The organism is Undibacter mobilis, from assembly GCF_003367195.1.
Classification (GTDB): domain Bacteria; phylum Pseudomonadota; class Alphaproteobacteria; order Rhizobiales; family Xanthobacteraceae; genus Pseudolabrys; species Pseudolabrys mobilis.
Genome location: NZ_QRGO01000001.1, coordinates 909665 through 931041, shown reverse-complemented (window position 1 = coordinate 931041; position 21377 = coordinate 909665). Strand labels below are relative to the sequence as shown.

Here is a 21377-nt window from a genome sequence, read left to right as displayed (position 1 = left end):
GTTATTGCTTATCCGTCTCGCGCAGCCTGGCTTTCAGATTGTACAAAGCCTCCATCGCCTCGCGCGGCGACATCTCATCGGGATTGATTGCAGCGACGGCGGCGATCAGGCGTTCATGCGTTGGTTCAGATGACGGGGCCGGAGGCTGATAGTTCGCCGCGAACAGCGGCAGGTCTTCGAAGCCTTTCGGCGCAGCGCGGTCTTCCTGTTCGAGCTTGGCCAACACCACTTTGGCGCGCTCGATCACGCTGGGCGGCAGTCCGGCAAGCTTGGCCACCTGAATGCCGTATGAGCGGTCGGCAGCCCCGGCGACGACTTCGTGCAGAAACACGACGTCGCCCTTCCATTCCTTCACCTTCATGGTGACGTTGTGCAGGCGGGGCAGGCGCGCCGACAGTGCGGTCAGCTCGTGATAATGCGTCGCGAACAGCGCACGGCAGGTGTTGATGTCATGCAGATGTTCGACAGTGGCCCAGGCAATCGAGAGGCCGTCGAAAGTCGCGGTGCCGCGGCCGATCTCGTCGAGGATGACCAGCGCGCGATTGCCGGCCTGATTGAGAATGGCGGCGGTCTCGACCATTTCGACCATGAAGGTCGAGCGGCCGCGCGCCAGATCGTCGGCGGCGCCGACGCGCGAGAACAGCCGGTCGATGACGCCGATATGCGCGGCTTTCGCCGGCACGAACGAACCCATTTGCGCCAGAATGGCGATCAGCGCGTTCTGGCGCAGGAAGGTCGATTTGCCGGCCATGTTCGGGCCGGTGATGAGCCAGATGCGGCCGGCTTGCGCCTCAGTGGGTGGCGAGAGATCGCTGTCATTGGCGACGAAGGGCGTGCCGTCCCGCGACAGAGCCTGCTCGACCACCGGATGGCGTCCGGCCTCGATCGCGAAAGTGAGGCTGTCATCGACCAGCGGCCGCGCGAAGCCGCGCTCGGCGGCGAGCGCCGCCAGGCTTGAAGCGACGTCGAGGCGCGCCAGCGCTTCGGCGCATTGCTTGATGGCATTGCCTTGCGCGATCACCGCGGCGCAGAGCCGTTCGAAAATGTCGAGTTCGAGGCCAAGCGCGCGGTCGGCGGCGCTGGCAATCTTGGCCTCCAGTTCGCCCAGCTCCGTGGATGTGAAACGCACCTGTCCCGCCAGGGTCTGGCGATGAATGAAGGTGGCGTTCAGCGGCGGCTGCAGCATCTTGTCGGCGTTGAGCGCCGTCACCTCGACGAAATAGCCGAGCACGTTGTTGTGCTTGATCTTGAGCGCCTTGACCCCGGTCTCGTCGGCATAGCGCGCCTGCAATGCCGCGATGACACGGCGCGACTCGTCACGCAGCGCGCGGTTGTCGTCGAGCGCGGCGTCGTAACCTTCGCGGACGAAGCTGCCGTCTCGCTTGATGAGTGGCAGTTCGTCGCCGAGTGCGCGGCCAAGCTCGTCGGCGAGCGCAAAATCGACCTTGCGGCAATGGCCGAGGGCATCGGCGATCTCGTCCGGCGCGTCCTTGATGGCGGCGAGTGCGCGGGCCAGTTCATGGGCGGCGGCGATGCCGTCGCGGACGGCGGCCAGATCGCGCGGACCGCCACGCTGCAGCGCGATGCGGGTCAGCGCGCGAGCCAGATCGGGCGCGGCCGCCAGACGCGAGCGGGTATCGGCGCGCGCCGCAACGTCGTCAACGAAGCAGGCCACCGCGTCGAGCCGCCGGGCAATCGCATTCACGTCGGTGAGCGGCGCCGATAGGCGTTGTGCCAGCAGGCGAGAGCCGGCCGAGGTAACGGTGCGGTCGATGCAATCGAGCAGCGAGCCGCGGCGTTCTCCCGACAAGGTCCGCATCAGTTCGAGATTGCCGCGCGTCGCCTGGTCGATCGCCATGGTCGAGGCGACGGCTTCGCGCAGGGGCGGCGACAAGGGCGGCCGTTGACCGATCTGGGTGCGCTCGATGTAGGTCACGGCGGCGGCCGCGGCGGTGATTTCGAGCCGGGTCAGCGCGCCGAAACCGTCGCTGGTCGCGACCGCGAAGAATGAGGTGAGACGACGCTCCGCGGTCGCGCTGTCGAACACGTCGCGGCCGAGCGGCGTTACCGCCGGCAGTTCGCGCCACAGCGGAATAAGCTCGATATCGGTATTGAGCGAATCCGAAATGAGAATTTCGCCCGGCTCCAGCCGCGCGATTTCCGCCGAGAGCATGATGCGGTCGCATTCGGTGATGCGGAATTCGCCGGTCGACATGTCGATCCAGGCGAGGCCGAAGCGTGTCTCGGTGCCGACCGACGACAGCCGCGCCCGCGCGATGGCGAGCAGATAATTATTGCGCCGCGCATCGAGCAAGGTGTCTTCGGTCAGCGTGCCGGGTGTGACGAGGCGGACGACGTCGCGCTTCACGACGCTTTTGGAGCCGCGCTTTTTGGCCTCGGACGGGTCCTCGAGCTGTTCGCACACCGCGACGCGATGGCCGAGCGCGATGAGCCGGTGCAGGTATTCATCCGAGCGGTGGATCGGCACCCCGCACATCGGGATGTCCTGGCCCTGATGCTTGCCGCGCTTGGTCAGCACGATGCCGAGCGCGCGGCTCGCCACTTCGGCATCCTCGAAGAACAGCTCGTAGAAATCGCCCATCCGGTAGAACAGCAGCGAGCCCGGGTTGGCGGTCTTGATCTCGATATATTGCTCCAGCATCGGCGACAGTTTTTCCGGCGGCGTCGCGTCGGGCGGCGTTTCCGGTTCCGAAAGTCCGATGGTCTGAGGCTGAGACATCTGGGCAAAATAGCCCAGTTGAGCGGGTCATTTAAGCCCTGCGGGGTCTTATTTCCCCGCTAAATCATCTCATTCGCGCGCTGGAGGCCGAGGATCATCGAGGTATTGAGCACATGGGCTCGGGCCTTTTCCGGGTCGCTGGCGACCGCGACCATTTCCTCAAGGTGCTGGCGCTGGATCGCCGGGTCGCGCTCTTCCATCATCCGCTTGTTGCGGATCGACATCGACTGCACCTGCTCGATTGTGGCGAAGCGTCGCTGCCGCGAATAGAGGTCGAGCAGGTCCTCGCCACCGTCGCCGTGCCAGTGGGCGCTGAGCTTGTCGCAGAGGTTGATGGCGTCGTGGATGCCGCTGTTGAGGCCGAAGCCGCCGAGCGGGTTGTTGAGATGTGCGGCGTCGCCGGCCAGCAGCACGCGACCGACGCGGAACGATGAGGCAACGCGCTGGTGCACCCGATAGGTGCTTTTATAGAGGATGTCGTAGGCGCCCTGTTTCGGCATCAGGTTCTGCAAGGCGGCTTCGACGCGCTCGGGCGACAGCAGCACCTCGTCGCTCTCCTCGGGATTGACCGGATAAGCGAGGCGCCACAGGCCCGGCGGGCCGGCATCCGGCACCTTGAACAGCGCACCCCATTCCACCGGATCGGCAATGTAGCAGTTGAAGGCAAAACCGTGCTGGCCGAAGTCGTAGGGCGTCGACACCACCACGAACAGCTCTGGCCAGGTGAAGCCCTCGAAATCGATGGCGAGGCCCTTGCGCACGACGCTGCGGCCGCCATCGGCGCCGATCAGCCATGAGCCCTCGAAGCGGCGGTCGCCCGACGGGCCGCTGGTCGTCACCGTCACGCCATCGTCGCTCTGCGTATAACCGGTGACGGCATGACCGAAGTGAATCTCGGCGCCGCCTTCCTGACGCAGAAGATCGAGCTGGATCGGCGTCAGCCGGTGCTGCTCAAGATGCAGGCGGTAGGGATAGAGCGTGACATCGGCGAGCAGGTTGAGATCGAACTCGGCAACCAGATCGCCCGGCCGGTTGCGGATCTGCCAGTGGCGCACCTTGATGCCGGTTTCGTGCATCTTCTCGGTGATGCCGTAGGGCGCCATCATCTCCAGCGTCGGCGGGTGGAACGAGCCGGCGCGCAGGTCGTGCGTCAGCGTTTCCTCGGCTTCCAGCAACACGACGGGAATGCCTTGCTGGCGCAAAGCGAGCGCGCACATCAGCCCGGTGGGGCCGGCGCCGGCAATGACGACGGGTTTACGTTCAGCCATGATCGGCACCTGCCCTGCGAAACGCCTACTTCACCAGCTTGGTGCCGGTGATGCGCTCGAGATTGCCGTGCCAGATTGCTTCGCGGGTCGCCTTCGGCAAATCGACCTCGTCCATGAACTTGATGGCATCCCGCGTGTACATCGTGCCTTTCTCCGGATCGAACGGGCAGTCGGACGCGAACACGATCTTGTCGTGGTCGAAGAACTTGAGGCCGATATCGACACCGGCGCGCGAGGAGAAGGTCGCGGTGTCGGCATAGAACCTGTGTTTGAAATAATCGAGCGGGCGGTGTTTCAATTCGCCGAGCAGCTTGCCGAGATCCTCACCGGAAGTGCGCGAGCCAAGCTGATCCCAGCCCGGGCCGATACGGCCTTCCAGCATCGGAACGATGCCGCCGAAATGGTGCGTGATGATCTTGAGCTTCGGATACTTGTCCATCAGCTTGGAGAACACGAGCCGCGCCATGGCCGCGCCGGTCTCGTAGGACCAGCCAAAGGCCCACCAGATTTCGAACTTCGAGGTCTTCTCGGTCGGATAGTCGGGCACGTTGGCGCCGCGCGCCGGATGCAGCCAGATCGGCTTGTCGAGCTTTTCCATCTCGGCAAAGAACGGCTCGAACTTCGGATCGTCGAGCGGCACGCCGGCGACGTTGGTATAGATCTGCACGCCGAGGGCGCCGTTCTTGATGGCGCGCCGCGCTTCGGCAACGCCGGCGTCCGGCGCACCAAGCGCGCTCTGCGCCACCCAGCCGGGAAAGTGATCGCGGTTCTTGTCGATGATCTCGACGAACTCATCGTTGATCAGCCGCGCATATTCCTCGACCTTGGCGCCGTCACCCTTGCAGAACACTTCGAGCGGCGGCATGCCGTGCGACAGGATCTGCGCATAGTCCGGAAAAGTGTCGACCACCTTCTTGCGGATATCGAGGTCATGAATGCACGGCACCTCGCGCATGCGCTTGCCGATATCGGGGTAGCCGCTGTCGATCAGCGCCTGAAACATCCGGCTCGGCAGGAAATGGGTATAGGCGTCGATACGCATGGGCTTCCTTCCGTGACGTGCAAATCCGGACTTTCGGACTGCGGAATATTGTTTAGCGGTTGGCTGGCGTTCTACGCGAGCGGCGCAATGCTGACAACGCACGCCAGCGGTTGCGGCCTATGCGTATCATCGCGCGGCGGTATAGGGGTCGGAGCGATGTCGAGCGGGCGGGGGCCGGTTCGCGTCAATGAAACGCGTCACACCAAGGCCTATGCGAACTTCGCCAGCACCGCGTCGGGAATGGGATGGGATTTGAGCTGCCCACTCGCATCCCGCACCGTCCATACCCGCTTCTCGTTCGCCTCCGCGCACACCGCGCCATTGCAGCTCAGCCGGTGGGCCACTTCGAAGGACGAGCGTCCGAAATTTACGGTGCTTTCCACGACGCAGTCGTCGCCGAAGCGGGTCGGCTTGAGGAAGCGGGCCTGAGTCTTGATCAGCGGCCAGCCCTCGAATTCCAGCTTCTTGAACATCTCGTGCTTTGTCATGCCGAGCGCAGCCTCGAACAGCATGGCGGTCGAGTGGTCAAAAATGCGAAAATAGTTGGGATAGAAGATGATTCCTGCAGGGTCGCAGTCGCCCCATTCGATGCGCAGGTTTCGCGTGTTGGTATAGGCCATGGTTCTTGTTTCTTAGCGACCTTCTGTGTGCCGCGCCAGCCAAACGCTGTGCCCGCCGCAATCGGGGTCGTTCATGCGGGCTTCGATCACGGCAAATCCGTTGGCGGCGAGCAGCGCGCGATACTCGTCCGGGGCGAGGCTGGCGTGATAGAGCCGCTCGCCATGCAGATTGCCGATGGCTTCGCCGTGCTCAGGTCCGCTGGTGAACATCAAAGGCGCTCCCGGCAGCGCATGGGCGGCGAAGAGCGGGAACATGCGGCGCTGATCGTCATAGGTGAGATGGAAGAACGAGTCCCAGGCGAGGATACCAGCGAAACGGCGGCCGAGATCGAGGGTCCGCATGTCGGCGACGCGCCAGTCCTGATCGGGGAAGTCACGCCGGCAGAGATCGATCATGGTCATCGATGAATCGATACCGCTCACCGCGAAGCCCTGCGCGATCAGATAGGCCGCAATCGGCCGGCCGAAGCCGCAGCCGATATCGAGAATGGCGCCGTCCTTTGGAGCGAGACTCAGGAAACGATCAAGCCAGCTTTGCTCGAAGAAGCGGCCTGACCGCCGCCGGTCGGCGGCCCAATCATGCGCCTTGCGCTCGTAGAGATCGACAATGTGGGCGGCGTCACTCATGCGCTGGCGGCGCTTAGCGCGGCGCCATGCGCAGCGCGCCGTCGATCCGGATCACTTCGCCGTTGAGATAGCCGTTTTCGACGATGTGCAGCGCCAGTTTGGCATATTCCGCCGGTTCGCCGAGCCGTTTCGGGAACGGCACCGAAGCGCCGAGTGAATCCTGGGTTTCCTGCGGCAGACCCTTGAGCATCGGTGTGGAGAAAATGCCCGGCGCGATGGCGCAGACGCGAATGCCGAATTGCGCGAACTCGCGCGCAGCCGGCAGCGTCAGCGCCGCGACCGCACCCTTGGACGACGCATAGGCCGACTGGCCGATCTGGCCCTCGAAGGCGGCGACCGAAGCAGTGGAGATAATGACGCCGCGTTCACCGCCGGGCAGCGGTTCGGCCGCCTGCATGCCGGCCGCGACCAGCCGCATCATGTTAAAGCTGCCGATCAGATTGACCTTGATAACGCGTTCGAAATCCTCGAGAGGCATCGGGCCGTCTTTACCGACGATCCGCTTGGCCGGACCGATACCCGCGCAGTTGACCAGCACGCGCGCCGGACCATGCACCGTGGCGGCGGCGTTGATCGCGGCGCTGGCGCCTTTATCGAGGGTCACGTCGCAGGCAAAGGCGATGCCGCCGATTTCGTTGGCGATGTCGTTGGCGGCTTTCTCGTTGAGATCGAACACGGCGACTTTGGCGCCGGCTTTGGCCAGCACGCGCGCTGTCGCGGCGCCCAGCCCCGAAGCGCCGCCGGTCACGATTGCGGCCTGTCCCTTGATGTCCATCTTCGCCTACTCCGCTGTGATGTCTTATACCGCCTCGGTATTCTCAATCAGCAGCGCAATGCCCTGACCGCCGCCGATGCAGGCCGACGAGATACCATAACGCAGGCCGGAACGCTTGAGTTCGCGGGCCAGCGTCAGGGTCAGGCGGATACCCGTGGCGCCCAGCGGGTGGCCGATGGCGATGGCGCCGCCATTGACGTTGAGCTTGTTCTCGTCGAGGCCGAGGGCGCGAGCGCAGGCCATCACCTGCGCGCCGAAGGCCTCGTTGATCTCAAAGCGGCCGATATCTTCCAACTTAAGCCCGGCGCGCTCGATCACGGCCTTGATCGCCGGTACCGGTCCGATGCCCATGATCTCCGGCGGCACGCCGACAGCGGCGCTGGCAATGATGCGCGCGAGCGGCTTCTTGCCGTTCTTGTCGGCGTAGGCTTTCGACGACACCAGCACCGCGGCGGCGCCATCGACGATGGCCGACGAATTGCCGCCGGTCTGCACGCCGCCGAAGGCCGGCTTGATCTTGGCGAGTTGCTCGATGGTCGAGGGACGCACATGCGTGTCGCTGGTTACGTCTTCCTTCACACGAATGCCGCGCGCATTCATGCCATCGATCTCGAATTTCTCCGTCGTCACCGGTGCGATTTCGCCAGCGCGGAATTCGGCGGCCTTGACGGCGCGCTCGAAGGACCGCGCGGCATAAGCGTCCACCTCGGGGCGCGTGATCTGGTACTGCTTGGCCAGGTTCTCGGCGGTGTCGCCCATGGTGCAGTTGACGCCGGGATCGAGCAGCGCCTCCCACAGGAAATCCTTGAAATCGACCTGACCCAGGCGAAAGCCGCCGCGGCCGGTATAGGACGCGACCGGGTTGCGGCTCATGCTCTCGGCGCCGACGCACAAAGCCAGATCGGCGCGCTTGAGCGAAGTCGTGTCTGATGCTTGCGCGATCACTTCGATGCCAGTGCCGCAAACGCGCTGCACCAGATGGGCCGGCGTCTCCTGCGGCACACCGGCGTAAAGCCCGACATGGCGCGGCAGCATGTAGGCGTCGAACGAAGCCTGCGCCATCGAGCCGGCAATCACTGTGCCGACGTCCTTGGGCGACACACCGGATTTTTTCAGCGCCTCGCGCGCGGCCTTGATGCCGAGGTCAATCGGCGAAATTGGCGCCAGTGCGCCGTTGTAATCGACGAAGGGTGTGCGCGCGCCGTCGATCAGCCAGGCGTCGTCGTAGGTCGCGCCGATACCGGCGGGTTTGTTGGTCACTGGCTCACTCCCTTAAAAGCGGATCACGCGCGGAGATACCGCGTCGGCATAAAGCTCTTCAACGAGATCGGCGCGATTCTTCAGCACGGCACGCTGGTTGATCGAGCCCTTGTCGGTCATCTCGCCGGTATCCATCGACGGCGGCTCGGTCATCAGCATGATGCGCTGGACGCGGTTCGACGAGCCGGTCGAGGCGGCGACCATCTTGGCCAGCATCGCGGCAAAATGTTGCTGCACGTCGTAATGCTGCACGATCTGATCGGCCGGCGTGTCTGGCGCGCGATGCAGGATCTTGCGGCAGGCGTCGACGTCGGGAAACACAAGTGCCGCGAGATAATCGCGGTCGAGACCGGCAAACACCACATCGCGCACGAAGGGCTTGAAGGCGTCGATGAACTGCGCTCGCAGTGGTCCGACATTGACCCAGGTGCCGGACGACAGCTTGAAATCCTCGGCGATGCGGCCGTCGAACAACAGGCCTTGCGTCGGATCGTCCGGGTCGGCGAATTTGAAGGTGTCGCCGAGCTTGTAGAAGCCTTCGTCGTCGAAGGCGTTCTTCGTGTATTCCGGCTGGCGCCAGTAGCCCGGTGTGATGTTGGGCCCACGCACGCGTGCTTCCAGTTTGCCTTCGGTGGGCACCAGCTTGAGTTCGAGCCCGGCCACGGGCAGGCCCATATTGGTCGAGTTCGGGTGATAGAATGTGCGCGCCAGTGCGCAGGGCGCGGTTTCGGTCGAGCCAAAGCCGGTGAGGAACTGTACGCGCTCGCCGCAAGTCTCGACCGCCAGCGCATTGATCTCGTCAAACACATGTTGTGCCAGACCCGCGCCGGCGAACCACAACACCTTCACCTTGCTGAAGAACATGCGGCGCAGTTCGGCATCGGCGCGCAGATGAGGCAGCAGCGCCTCGTAACCCTTCGGCACCGTGAAGTACCAGGTCGAAGCGATCTCGCGCAGGTTGCGCACGGTCTCGTCGATGGCGCCGGGTAGCGGCTTGCCCTCGTCGATATAGAATGTACCGCCGTTATAAAGCACCAGGCCGACATCGTGATTGCCGCCGGCCGTGTGATGCCATGGCGCCCAATCCAGAATGATCGGCGGCTCGTCCTGAAAGTAAGCAAGACTCTGCCGCAGCATCACCTGGTTGGCGCACAACATGCGCTGCGTATTGATCACGCATTTCGGAGTGCCGGTGGAACCCGAGGTGAACAGGAACTTGGCGATGGTGTCCGGCCCGACCTTGTCGTGCGCGGCATCGACTGCAGCGGTAGGTTCGGCGCTCAGCGCCGAGAACAAGGTCGTGCGGCCTTCGATCGGGTTGCGCGTCACCACCACCGGCACATCCTTTGGCACGATGGTGTCGATGGCGCGGGCGAAGGCTTTGCCGTCGGCGGCGAAAACGAGGCCGGGCGTGATCAACTCGAAAATCGATTTCAGCCGCGCGAAATCTTGGCTGACCAGCGAATAGGCCGGCGAGATCGGCGCATAAGCGACGCCGACATAGATCGCGGCCAGGCCTAGCATTGCATGTTCGAGGTCGTTGCCGGACAGGATGACGATCGGCCGCTCGGCGGAGAGATTGTATTTGAGCAGCGCCGTGCCGATGCGGCGGGCGTGATCGAGCGCCTGCGCATAGGTGATGGTGCGCCAGCCGTCGTCGCCTTTGCCGGCCCGCTGCGCCATGAAGACGCGATCGGGCGTATGTCTCGCCCAGTATTCCAGACGCTCGGTCATCTCGGTTGGATAAGGCCCGAGTTGGTCCGGCGAGCGCAGAATCATTGAGCCATCGACGCGGCGTTCGATATCGACCGCCTGCGGCCCGAGCCTCACGGCGCGGGTCTTCGCCGTTTGCAGGGGTGCGGAGATGTTCATGGTCAACTATCGCTCCGGATCACGTTCGGCGATGCCGTTTCGGCATAAAGCTCCTCGACCAGCGCGGCGCGGGTACCGAGCACCGCGCGCTGGTTGATCGAGCCTTTGTCGGTGGCTTCGCCTTTGTCCATCGACGGCGGCTCCGCCATCAGAATGATGCGCTCGACGCGTGTCGACGAGCCTTTGCTGTCTGCCGCCAGCGCAAAAAGCTGCTCGGCGAACAACAGGCGCACGGTCGGTGCGGCGACGATCTCGGCCGGCGTCGCGTCGGGTCCGAGGCCGGCGAGCTTGCGGCAGGCCTCGACGTCAGGAAATACCAGCGCTGCGATATAGTCGCGGTCGGCGCCGGCCAGCACCACATCGCGCACATAGGGCGCAAAGTGATCGACGAAACGGCCGCGCAGCGGCCCGACGCTGACCCAAGTGCCGGTCGAGAGCTTGTAGTCTTCAGCGATGCGGCCGTCGAACAGCAGGCCTTTATCGGGATCGTTCGGGTCGGCGAACTTGAGCGCGTCGCCGAGCTTGTAGAAGCCTTCTTCGTCGAACGCGCCTTCGGTGTGTTCGCGGTGCCGCCAGTAGCCGGGCGTGATGTGCGGACCACGCAGCCGCGCCTCCAGCTTGCCCTCGTTCGGCACCAGTTTGAGTTCGACGCCGCGGCACGGCAGGCCGATATTGCCGGGGCGCCCGAAATCCCAGGTGCAAGCCAAAGCTGCCGGGGCGGTTTCGGTGGAGCCGAGCGAGGAAATGAAGATGACGCGCTCGCCGGTCGTGTCCACTGCGATGTCGTTCATCTCGTCATAGGTGGCCTGATTGAGACCGGCGCCGGCATAGAACAAGACGTTCAGCCGGCTGAAGAAGTTGCGGCGCAGCGCCTCGTCGGCGCGGAAATGCGGAATCAGCGCCTCAAAGCCCTTGGGCACGTTGAAATAGATGGTCGGGGCGATGTCGCGCAGATTGCGTGCTGTCTTCGGCACGCCGGGCGGCGTCGGATTGCCGTCGTCGATGTAGAACGAGCCGCCGTTCACCAGCACCAGATTGAAATTGTGGTTGGAGCCGAAGGTGTGGCTCCACGGCAGCCAGTCGACGATGACCGGCGGCTCGTCTTTCACGAAAGGCAGGTTGCCGCGCAGCATCGCCTGATTGGAGCTGAGCATGCGGTGGGTGTTGATCACCGCCTTCGGCGTGCCGGTCGAGCCCGAGGTGAACAGGAATTTGGCGATGGTGTCGGGCCCGACTTGCGCGCGGGCCGCCGCGATGCCGCCCGCGTCATCGGCACCCATGAGATCGGCGAACAAGGTCGTCGGCCGGTCTCCCAACGGATTTTTCGTCACGACGAGTTCGATGTTGTCCGGCACGGTGGCGTAGAGCGCGCGGCCGAACGCCATGCCGTCGGCAGCGAACACCATGCCGGGCGTCAACAGCTCGATGATCATGCGCAGTTTGCCGAAGTCGCTCGACATCAGCGAATAGGCCGGCGAAATCGGCGCGTAGGGGATGCCGACCATCATCGCGGCAAGGCCAAGCAGCGCATGCTCGATGTCGTTTCCTGAAAGAATGACGATCGGTCTGTCCGTCGACAGTCCGCGGCGCAGCAGCGCCGCGCCGATGCGCTTAACTTGGTCGAGCGTCTCGGCGTAAGTGAGCTTGCGCCAGTTTCCGTCGGTGCCGCGCTGCGCCAGATAGACGCGATCGGGCGCGACTCTGGCCCAGTGTTCGAGCGACTGCCCGATGGTGTCGTGAAAATTCTCTAGCGCCTGCCGGCTGCGGAGGTAGATGGTGCCATCGGGCCGACGATCGACGACAGCATCCAGCGCGCCGAGCTGCACGGCGCGCAATGGAGCAGGCGGAGACGTAAGAGGCTTTGTCACCGGCACGGCCTGTCCTCTAGTCGGGGCGCTTCACTTTGCCGGCACGGCCTTCGAGAAAGGCCGTCAGGCGGTTCTTTGCTTCCGGATCGGCCTGCGCGATGGATGAGATCAGCGACTCCATGGCGAAGCCGGTCGCGGGCGCGGCCTCGGCGATGCGCGGCAGCGCATGGGTAATGGCGAAATTCGTCATCGGTGTGTTGGTGGCGATGCGTTGCGCGAGTTCAATGCCCTTGGCGAGACCTTCCCCGGATTCTGTCAGGTAGGTGGAGAGCCCCATGATCTGGCCGTCCTCCGCGGAATAAGTGCGGCCGGTCAGCATCATGTCCATCATGCGCGCGACGCCGATCAGGCGGGGTATGCGCACCGAGCCGCCACCGCCGACATAGATGCCGCGGCTGCCTTCGGGCAGGCCGTAATAGGTGGAGCGGTCGGCGACGCGAATATGCGCGGAGGAGGCGAGTTCGAGTCCGCCGCCGACAACGGCGCCATGCAGAACGGCGATTACCGGCACCTTGCCGAACTGGATCTTCTCGAAGGCGCGGTGCCAGAGAGCGGAATGGGTAATGCCCTCGTGGATATTGCGCTCCTGCAACTCCGACAAATCGAGACCGGCGCAGAAATGCTCGCCCTCGCCGGCGATTACGACGGCGCGGATGTCGTCCGGCAACGCCGCGAAGAACGCGTCGATGCCGATCACGGTGCCGTCGTCGAGCGCGTTGCGCTTCTGCGGGCGGTTGAGCTTGAGAATCGCAACCGGACCTTGCCGCTCGGCGGTGAGCGACGGCGGCAGGCTGGCGAAGGGCACTCGGTTCGAATTCACGCGCTCGCTCCTTGATTGCGAATACCGCCGCTGCCGGGGTGCGGCAGCGGCGTATCGGTTGCGATGGACCTGTGCGTCCGCAGTTCTTGGATCAATTGGCCTTGACCAGCGGGCAGCCGCCTTCATTGAGCGGGCGGAACGCCTTGTCGGTCGGGATAGTGCCGACGATCTTGAACACATCCCACTCGCTCTTCGAGTCGGCGGGCGCCTTCACCTGCAGCAATACGAGCGGGTGGATGGCGCGGCCGTCGGGCCGGATTTCGACCTTGCCGTAGACCGGCTCGTCGGCCGGCGTTGCCTTCATGGCATCGACCACAGCCTTGCCGTCGGCCGGCGAACCCGCCTTATCGACAGCCTTGAGGTAGGCGAGCGTCGCCGAATAGACACCGGCCTGCATGTGGTTCGGATACATTTTCTTGTTGTGGCGCGCGGCGTAGCGCTTGGCGAAATCGCGCGCGCCGTCGCTCTGGTCCCAGTACCAGGCGTTGATGGCCTGCAGGCCCTGGGCGGTCGCAAGGCCGATCGCCGGCACGCTCTGCAGGTCGAAGATCAGCGCGACGACTTTCTGTTTCTCGCCGATCTTGAAGTCGGCGGCTTGCTTGATGGTGTTGACGGTGTCGCCGCCGGCATTAGCGAGCAGGATCACGTCGGCCTTGGAGGCCTGGGCCTGCAGCAGGGCTGACGAGAAGTCGTTGGTGCCGAGCGGCAGGCGGATGGCACCGACGATCTTGCCACCCGAAGCGTTGATCTCATCAGAGGCCTGCTTCTCGAGGTCATGACCAAAGGCGTAGTCGGCGGTGATAAAGAAGAACGTCTTGGCGCCTTGCGATAGCACGCCCTTCGCGGTGCCGTGGCCGAATGCCCAGGTGTCGTAGGTCCAATGGACGAAGTTTGGCGAACATTTCGCGCCGGTGAGCAGCGCGGTGCCGGCGCCGGAGCCGATCACAACCTTGTTCTTCTCACGGCCGATATCGGAGACCGCGAGTGCGACGGCCGAGTTTGGCAGGTCGACGACCATGTCGACGCCCTCGGTGTCGAACCAGCGGCGCGCGATGCCGGCGCCGATGTCCGGCTTGTTCTGGTGATCGGCGGAGATCACTTCGACCTTCCGCTTCGATGTCTTGTTGAAGTCTTCGACCGCCATTTGCGCCGCGAGCACTGAGCCCGGGCCCTGGAAGTCGGAATAAACGCTCGACATGTCATTCATGACGCCGATGCGCAGGGTGCCGTTCTGTTCAGCCAGCGCGGGCGCCGCAGCCAGAACGCCGAATACGGTGGCGATCTTGATCGCTTTCAGCATGGGGTCCCTCCCGAGGGGTAAGACGGCGAAATTGTTGTTTGGGTCGCCGCAACCGGATGCTGGCAGGGGACCGGCCTCCGGTCAATATTGTTGTCCAGGACAACAATTATATCTTCCGGCTCTTTCGCAACTGCGAGATCGGCCGAACAAGGCGTTTAGCCCGCACGATGGGGCCGAAACGGGATGTCTGCCCACGCGCCGGTGTGCGGAGCGGCATGGCGGGATCGCCCGACCGGTGTTTGACCGTGCCGGAGGTGAAGCCTAAAACCGCGGCCGCCTTTGCAAGGCACGACATATGAGGGAATTGACCATGCAAGACGTCTTCATCTGCGACGCGGTTCGCACACCGATCGGCCGTTACGCCGGCTCGCTCGCCAAGGTGCGCACCGACGATCTCGCCGCCATTCCGATCAAGGCGCTGATGGCCCGCAATGCGAAGGCGGATTGGGAAAAGCTCGAAGAAGTCGTGCTGGGCTGCGCCAATCAGGCCGGCGAGGACAACCGCAACGTCGCGCGCATGGCGGCGCTGCTCGCGGGGCTACCGGTCTCCGTGCCGGGCGCGACCGTGAACCGCCTTTGCGCCTCGGGCCTCAACGCGGTGGGCGATGTCGCCCGTGCCATCCGCGCCGGCGAGATGGAGTTCGCTATTGCCGGCGGCGTCGAGTCGATGACCCGCGCGCCCTTCGTGCAGGGCAAGGCGACGGAAGCATTCTCCCGTGCGGCGGAGATTTACGACACCACCATCGGCTGGCGTTTCATCAACCCACTGATGAAGGCGCAATACGGCGTCGATTCCATGCCGGAGACCGGCGAGAACGTCGCTACCGACTATCAAGTGTCGCGCGCCGACCAGGACGCTTTCGCCTGGCGCTCACAGCAGAAGGCCGGCAAGGCGATGGCGTCGGGTTATTTCGACAAGGAGATCGTTGCGGTCGAGATCGCGGGCCGCAAGGGTGACATCGTGAAGTTCGACAAGGACGAGCATCCGCGCCCCGAAACCACGCTCGAACAACTGGCCAAACTCAAGACGCCATTTCGCAATCCCGGCACTGTGACGGCTGGCAATGCCTCCGGCGTCAATGACGGTGCGGCAGCGCTGATCCTTGCATCGGCCGCCGCGGTGAAGGCACATGGCCTCACCCCGCGTGCGCGCATTCTGGGCATGGCGTCGGCTGCCGTCCCACCGCGCGTGATGGGCATCGGCCCCGTGCCGTCGACGCAGAAGTTGATGGCGCGGCTCGGCCATAAGATTAGCGATTACGATATCATCGAACTCAACGAAGCTTTTGCCTCGCAATCGCTTGCCTGCATGCGTCAATTGGGACTTCCCGACGATGCCGAACATGTCAATCCGCATGGCGGTGCCATTGCGCTTGGCCATCCGCTCGGCATGTCCGGCGCGCGCCTGGCATTGACGGCGGCGCATGCTCTGGAGGAAAAGGCTGGAAAGCTCGCGCTCGCCACCATGTGTGTCGGTGTCGGTCAGGGTGTGTCTCTGGCGATCGAGCGCGTTTAATCGAGAGGGGATCACCAAGGTGGCGCTGATTTATCCGACCAAGAGTCTCGAGAGCTTCCCGAAACATCTCACGCCGAATTACAAGAGCACGCTCAAGCGTTCGCCGACCAAGCCGCTAATGATCATTCCGCATACGCTGTCCGAATTGACCGGCCCCGTCTATGGCCACAATGCGGTGCAGGAAGGCGATAACGATCTGACCAAGCAGCACGCCGGCGAACCGCTTGGCGAGCGCATCATTGTTCACGGTCAGGTGCTCGACGAGGACAAGCGGCCGGTAAAGAGCGCGCTGGTCGAGCTGTGGCAGGCCAATGCCTGCGGCCGTTACGTTCACAATGTCGATCAGCATCCGGCGCCGCTCGACCCGAACTTCACCGGTGCGGGCCGCACGATTACCGACGACAACGGCTACTACAAGTTCATCACCGTGAAGCCTGGCGCCTATCCGTGGGGCAATCACCACAACGCCTGGCGCCCGAACCACATCCACTTCTCGGTGTTCGGCCACTCTTTCGTGTCGCGCCTTGTCACCCAGATGTATTTCCCGGGCGACTATCTGTTCCCCTACGACCCGATCTTCAATTCGGTGACGGATGAAAAGGCGCGCAACCGCATGGTGGCGTCCTTCGACCTGGAAAATACCGTGCCGGACTGGGCATTGGCGTTCAAATTCGACATCGTGCTGCGCGGCCGCGAGGCCACCCCGCTCGACAACGACGATCACCATTAAGAAGAGCGCGCACCCATGTCCGAAATCACGCCGTCGCAGACCGTCGGTCCGTTCTTCGCTTATGGCCTCACCCCGGTGGGCCGCTGCAACTGGGATCCGAACGGCCACTACAGTTGGAAGAACTCCGTCGAGTCGAATCTTGTCACGCCTGACGCCTCCGGCACGCGCATCCGTATCGTCGGCACCGTGTTCGACGCCGACAACGCGCCGATCAACGATTGCATGATCGAAATCTGGCAGGCCGACGCGCAGGGGCGTTACGCTGCGGCGCGCGACACCCGCGCGTTGCCCAACAGCCAGTTCAAGGGCTTCGGCCGTTCGGCGACCGACAAGGCCGGTTTGTTCGTGTTTGACACCATCAAGCCGGGCGCGGTGCCGGGCCCCGGCGGCAAGGACCAGGCGCCGCACATCGTGGTCGCCATCTTCTCGCGAGGCATGCTGCGGCAGGTTTACACGCGGCTGTACTTCTCGGACGAGACCGTCAATGCCGCCGACCCGGTACTCAATCTGGTGCCGGCGGAGCGCCGCGGCACCTTGATTGCCCATAAAGAGGCGGGGGATCCCCCGGTCTACCGTTTCAACGTCCACATGCAGGGCGACAACGAAACGGTGTTCTTCGAAGTCTGAGAGCGCCACGCGGCGCTTATTGCCGTGTTGTATCGGGCGGGCACTTCATGTGCCCGCCTTTTTGGTGGCCGCGATTGTGGCGCCCACCTTTGCCCATTTTTGGCTAGAGAAAACGGGCAATCTGCCCACTGTCAGTCGAGATAAAAAGTTACCGTTGCACGTAATTTCATCATCTATCTGATATAAAACATATATTTACGGCGCGTTGCTTCGCCCACTATGTTTGCCCAACTTTTTTCTATCGATTTTTTCGTTGACGTTGTGCGTCCCGGTTTGTTTGGCTGGCGCTCAAGCGGCCGATCGAGCCGCACCGGAAACGACAAGAAATGAGCGGCCATGCGCGCCCGGCAAGGGCCGCCGCTTGAAGGGAAACGCCGATGAACGAGGTCATCCTCCAGGAGATCGCTGAGTTCTGCCGTCAGCGCGGTCTGGCCGAATCCACATTCGGACGCCGCGCCGTCAACGACGGCAAGCTCGCCAGCCGCCTGCGCAATGGCGGCCGTATCACCACCGACACGCTCGACCGCATCCGCTCCTTCATGGCGCATGGCAGCGATGGCAACACGGCGCGGCGCCGCCTGCTCATCGACGCGCCGTCGGCTCAATCGCTTCCCGTTATCAGAATGCAGGCGCCGCCAATGGCCTCCGCGCAAGTCAACAATGACGATCCGCAGCGCAACTTCCGCTTCTTCGATAATCGCCAGAAATATCTGCTGTTCGTGAACACCTGCAGCGAAAAATGGGAAGTAGCGCAGCGCGTCTCGCTGGAGCTTGACAACATCCATCCGCGCCCGCCGGCGGTGCGGGTGTTCGACGCCGGCGTCGGCGATGGCACGGTGCTGACGCGCGTGATGCGTTCGATGCACCACAAGTTTCCGACCATGCCGTTCCAGATTGTCGGCAAGGAAATCAGCCTCGAGGACGTGCGCCTCGCTTTGCAGAAGATGCCCGACCGCTTCATGGAGCATCCCTCCACGGTCGTCGTCCTGACCAACCTTGCTTACGCCGATGCGCCGTGGCTTGCAGCCAAGTCGCTGTCGGCCGCGACATCGATGGTGTGGAAGGAAGTGGCGCTCGACGGCAACACGGCGCATTCCTTCGAGGAGCAGATCACCGCGCTCGAGCCGTTCCTCGCCGAGTCATGGAAGGCCAAGGTATCGCCGACCAGCGGCAATCCCGTCTACGAGCGGCCGGTCGTGCTGGTACTGTATCGCAACGACCACCGCTTCATGCTGGATCAGGTGATCCCGAAGCCGGGCGGCTCGCATGCCGATTACGATCTCGTCATAGCCTCGCAGCCTTATCGTGCCCGTGCTTCGCTGGAGTTCAAGGCCAAGCGCGTTCTTGCCCCGCTCGCCCGCGCGCTCGGTCCTGGCGGCCGCATGATCACCATCCAGTCTTATGGCAATGATCCCGGCATGGAGATTATTCACAAGGTCTGGCCTGACGATAACCCGTTCATGCACAGCCGCCACGATCTCCTGAAGGAGACCAAGCTGGAGCTCGGCTCGGCCGGTCGCGATCTCAATTTCAATGTCTACTCAGACCAGCGCTCGCTGTTCCGCTACGACATGCACACGCTGCCGTCGGAAGTGTCGTCATCGATCGGCACCTCGACCTTGCTCGCGGCCTGGAATGCTGCGGTCTATGTCGCGCAAGTGGAGGACGATCGCCTGTCGGACATCAATTCCGACCGACGCTATGTCGACGCCACGCGCGAGGTGCTGCAGCAGCGCGGCGGCCTGTGGTTCTACGACGAATCCTTTGTCATCTCGCGCCGCCGCCAGTAATCGCGGCGCGCAACCGAAACGGATTGAACGTGAACATGCACATGAAAGCGGCGTCCGCCACCGTCGCGCGCCGGTTCTCGATCGAAACGACCCGGCCGAAGCCCGCCGAAATTGATGCCGTCGCCGCGGCGGTGCCGAAGGGCACCGAGTTCTACATTACCGCGGTGCCGACTCAGACCGAGGATGAGCTGGTCGCCGCCGCCGCTCATGCGCGCAGCAAAGGGCTTGAGCCGGTCGTCCATGTCGCGGCGCGACGGCTGCCGAGCGTCGCGATGCTTCAGGAACGCCTCGCACGCCTGCATGCCGAAGCGGATGTGCGCCGCCTGCTGGTGATCGGCGGGGACATCGATCCGGTCGGTCCGTTCGCCGATGCACTGGCGGTGATCCAGAAGGGCAAGCTGCGCGACGCCGGCATCGAGAAGATCGGCATCGCCGCTTATCCGGAAGGCCATCCGGCCATTCCCGCGGATCGCCTGGCCGCCTCGCTCGACGAGAAGATCGCTGCGGCGGTCGCGCAAGGGCTCGAGGTGCGCCTCGTCAGCCAGTTCTCGTTTTCGCCGGATGACATTGTCGCCTGGCTGAAGAAGCTGCGCGCCACCGGCATTACCCAACCCGTCAGCGTCGGCATGGTCGGCCCGACCAGCGTGCCGGCACTGCTCCGTTTCGCCAAGCGATGTGGCGTCGGCACCTCGTTGAAGGGCCTGATGTCTGGCGCGGCCAGCGCGTTGATCGGCAATGTCGGCCCGGATCGCATCATCGAGGCGCTCAACGCCGAGCAGGCGACCGTCGGCGACGTGCAGCCGCACTATTTCACCTTCGGCAACCTTGTCGCCACGGCCGAGTACGGTTCGGCGATGGCTGGGAAGGAAATCGCGGCGGCGTAAGCCAGGCTGTCCTGCCGGGGCTGCGGGCCTTCAGCCCGCGGATCCGAAATAACGAGAAACAAATTCGCCACAAGCAAACGGCGCGGCACCTTTCGAGTGCCGCGCCATTTTTGTCCGGCGATCGCGTAGCGGTGCTTATTCCGCCGCCTGGTGGCGCCACTTGCCTTCGTAGCCCTCGCGCACCACGGCCGAATACGGCGTCGGCGAAACGATCACCTTGACCTCGGTCTGCTTGTGGCGCTCCACGGTGGTCTTCTTGGTGCCGCCGTTCTCTTCGCCCCACACCAACGTTAGCTCGGTGCCGGGCTTGGAGAACTCTTCCTCGACCCAGCCGAGCGACAGCATCTTGCGCTCGTTGTAGGAATAGCCCGAGAACATCGAGGCGCCGGCCACCTTGCCGCCGTTCATTACTGCGTCGTAGGACGACGAGGCATAGTTTGACAGCGGCAGGTCGATGAACTTGTAGTTCTCGCCGGCGGGCGCGAGCTGCGAAGCCCAGATGCGCTCGACGTCCTTGTTCTCCCAGGCAAAGGTTACCTTCTTGCGCTTGTTTTTGCCTTCCATCGCCTTGAGCGCGTCCGAGCCGATGAAGTCGTGGTCGAATTTGGTGAAGGTGTTGTAACCGAGCTCGTACGGCGTCGTGTAATAGTCCTCGATATTTTTCGAGACGAAGCTGCCGCCGAGCGCGGCGTTGGCTTCGTAGCTCGAAAGCGGCAGCCACTCGCGATAGGCCTTGAGCTTGTCGCCGGTGTAGATCGCCGGCACGGGCGAGGGGATCCAGCCAGACTCCAGCGTGTTGGTGGCGTAGGCACGCGAGCCGACCGGCACAATGCCGAATTCCTTGCCGGCTTCGAGGATGGCGTTGCGGATGTCGTCGCCCTCGGCGTAAGGGCCCCAGACTTCAAGGCCCGGCGCGCCGGCCATGCCATGACGCAGGGCGCGAACCTTGCGGCCGGCAATGGTGATGTAGCCCATGCGGAAGAACTTGATGTCCGGCATCGTGCCGCCGTTGAGCTTCTTGATCACGTCCTGGGCTTTCGGGCCCTGGATCTGATAGCGATAGAAGCTGCGGGTCACCGGCTTGCCCATCGGGCGCGACGGCGAGCGGTCGTCATAAGTGGTCTTGACGTTGTAGCCGCCGGTCTTGGCGTGAAATTCGATCCAGTTGGCGGCCGGGTTGCGGCCGACATAGACCATGCTGTTTTCGGCGAGATAGAACAGGATGCCGTCGCCGATGACATGACCGTAGGGCGTTACGGGCGCAAACTGCTTGGCCTGATCGACGTTGAAATTCTTGAACGAGTTGGTCGACAGGTAGGACAGCAGCTTGACGGTATCCGGTCCTTCGACGAACAGATTGACCATGTGGTGCGACTGGTCGAACAAAACGCAGGTGTCGCGCCAGGCGCCCTGCTCGTCACGCCAGTTGGTGAATTCGGGAGCGACGACCGGGTAGACATAGGCGCCGATCTGCGAATTCCGCATCATCGACACGATCTCGCCGCTCTCCTTGATCTTCTCTTCCAGATTTTTCGCCATATCGTCTCACTCCCGCGGGCTTGTGTTTCGTTTGATTGCGAGCAGTCGGGCGAGGCCTTCTACGGTCTCAGTACAGGGCCGAAAAAGTCCGCCGGTATA

The 21377-nt window shown here is 63.5% G+C and carries 17 protein-coding genes; 5 read left to right on the top strand and 12 right to left on the bottom strand.

All coding sequences use genetic code 11. The features are described from left to right. Position 1 precedes the first annotated feature (1 nt). From mutS to DXH78_RS04280, 11 genes are all read right to left on the bottom strand, one after another. Positions 2-2740, bottom strand: a complete 2739-nt coding sequence (mutS, locus tag DXH78_RS04330; protein ID WP_115515905.1) for a DNA mismatch repair protein MutS — start codon at positions 2738-2740, stop codon at positions 2-4. 59 nt (positions 2741-2799) lie between these two features. Beyond that, a complete protein-coding gene (locus DXH78_RS04325; RefSeq protein WP_147292568.1) occupies positions 2800-4008 on the bottom strand; it encodes an FAD-dependent oxidoreductase in 1209 nt (402 codons plus the stop codon). Between the two features lie 25 nt (positions 4009-4033). Continuing rightward, positions 4034-5050, bottom strand: coding sequence for an amidohydrolase family protein (locus DXH78_RS04320; RefSeq protein ID WP_115515903.1), 1017 nt, complete (start codon positions 5048-5050; stop codon positions 4034-4036). 209 nt (positions 5051-5259) lie between these two features. Beyond that, the gene (locus DXH78_RS04315) at positions 5260-5670 is read right to left on the bottom strand and encodes an acyl-CoA thioesterase (protein ID WP_115515902.1); all 411 of its coding nucleotides are present in this window, start codon (positions 5668-5670) and stop codon (positions 5260-5262) included. A 12-nt stretch (positions 5671-5682) separates the two neighbouring features. Further along, entirely contained in the window at positions 5683-6297 is a 615-nt protein-coding gene (locus tag DXH78_RS04310; RefSeq protein ID WP_115515901.1) for a class I SAM-dependent DNA methyltransferase, read from the bottom strand. Between the two features lie 13 nt (positions 6298-6310). Further along, on the bottom strand, positions 6311-7072 hold the full coding sequence (locus DXH78_RS04305) for an SDR family NAD(P)-dependent oxidoreductase (protein ID WP_115515900.1): 762 nt from the start codon (positions 7070-7072) through the stop codon (positions 6311-6313). 24 nt (positions 7073-7096) lie between these two features. Beyond that, complete coding sequence (locus DXH78_RS04300) at positions 7097-8332, bottom strand: thiolase family protein (protein ID WP_115515899.1); 1236 nt, start codon at positions 8330-8332, stop codon at positions 7097-7099. A 12-nt stretch (positions 8333-8344) separates the two neighbouring features. Beyond that, positions 8345-10204 (bottom strand): feruloyl-CoA synthase, encoded by a 1860-nt coding sequence (locus DXH78_RS04295; protein ID WP_115515898.1) that lies wholly within the window; start codon positions 10202-10204, stop codon positions 8345-8347. 2 nt (positions 10205-10206) lie between these two features. Then, positions 10207-12072, bottom strand: a complete 1866-nt coding sequence (locus tag DXH78_RS04290; RefSeq protein WP_210209506.1) for a feruloyl-CoA synthase — start codon at positions 12070-12072, stop codon at positions 10207-10209. Between the two features lie 16 nt (positions 12073-12088). Beyond that, positions 12089-12892, bottom strand: coding sequence for a crotonase/enoyl-CoA hydratase family protein (locus DXH78_RS04285; RefSeq protein ID WP_430727467.1), 804 nt, complete (start codon positions 12890-12892; stop codon positions 12089-12091). 91 nt (positions 12893-12983) lie between these two features. Beyond that, positions 12984-14192 (bottom strand): ABC transporter substrate-binding protein, encoded by a 1209-nt coding sequence (locus tag DXH78_RS04280; RefSeq protein ID WP_115515895.1) that lies wholly within the window; start codon positions 14190-14192, stop codon positions 12984-12986. Between the two features lie 310 nt (positions 14193-14502). On the opposite strand from DXH78_RS04280, the gene pcaF reads away from it, so the two are divergent. From pcaF to DXH78_RS04250, 5 genes are all read left to right on the top strand, one after another. Continuing rightward, positions 14503-15708 carry a 3-oxoadipyl-CoA thiolase gene (pcaF, locus tag DXH78_RS04270; protein WP_115515893.1) on the top strand — a complete coding sequence of 402 codons (1206 nt, stop codon included), beginning with the start codon at positions 14503-14505 and terminating at the stop codon, positions 15706-15708. A gap of 19 nt (positions 15709-15727) precedes the next feature. Then, entirely contained in the window at positions 15728-16438 is a 711-nt protein-coding gene (gene pcaH / locus DXH78_RS04265; RefSeq protein WP_245416729.1) for a protocatechuate 3,4-dioxygenase subunit beta, read from the top strand. A 15-nt stretch (positions 16439-16453) separates the two neighbouring features. Next, positions 16454-17065 (top strand): protocatechuate 3,4-dioxygenase subunit alpha, encoded by a 612-nt coding sequence (pcaG, locus tag DXH78_RS04260; RefSeq protein WP_115515891.1) that lies wholly within the window; start codon positions 16454-16456, stop codon positions 17063-17065. Positions 17066-17442: 377 nt separating this feature from the next. Then, a complete protein-coding gene (locus tag DXH78_RS04255; protein WP_115515890.1) occupies positions 17443-18855 on the top strand; it encodes a hypothetical protein in 1413 nt (470 codons plus the stop codon). Between the two features lie 41 nt (positions 18856-18896). Beyond that, positions 18897-19739, top strand: coding sequence for a methylenetetrahydrofolate reductase (locus tag DXH78_RS04250; protein ID WP_168192698.1), 843 nt, complete (start codon positions 18897-18899; stop codon positions 19737-19739). Between the two features lie 135 nt (positions 19740-19874). Here the strand turns inward: DXH78_RS04250 and ligM are convergent, their stop codons facing one another. Further along, complete coding sequence (gene ligM, locus DXH78_RS04245; RefSeq protein ID WP_115515888.1) at positions 19875-21278, bottom strand: vanillate/3-O-methylgallate O-demethylase; 1404 nt, start codon at positions 21276-21278, stop codon at positions 19875-19877. Positions 21279-21377 lie beyond the last annotated feature (99 nt).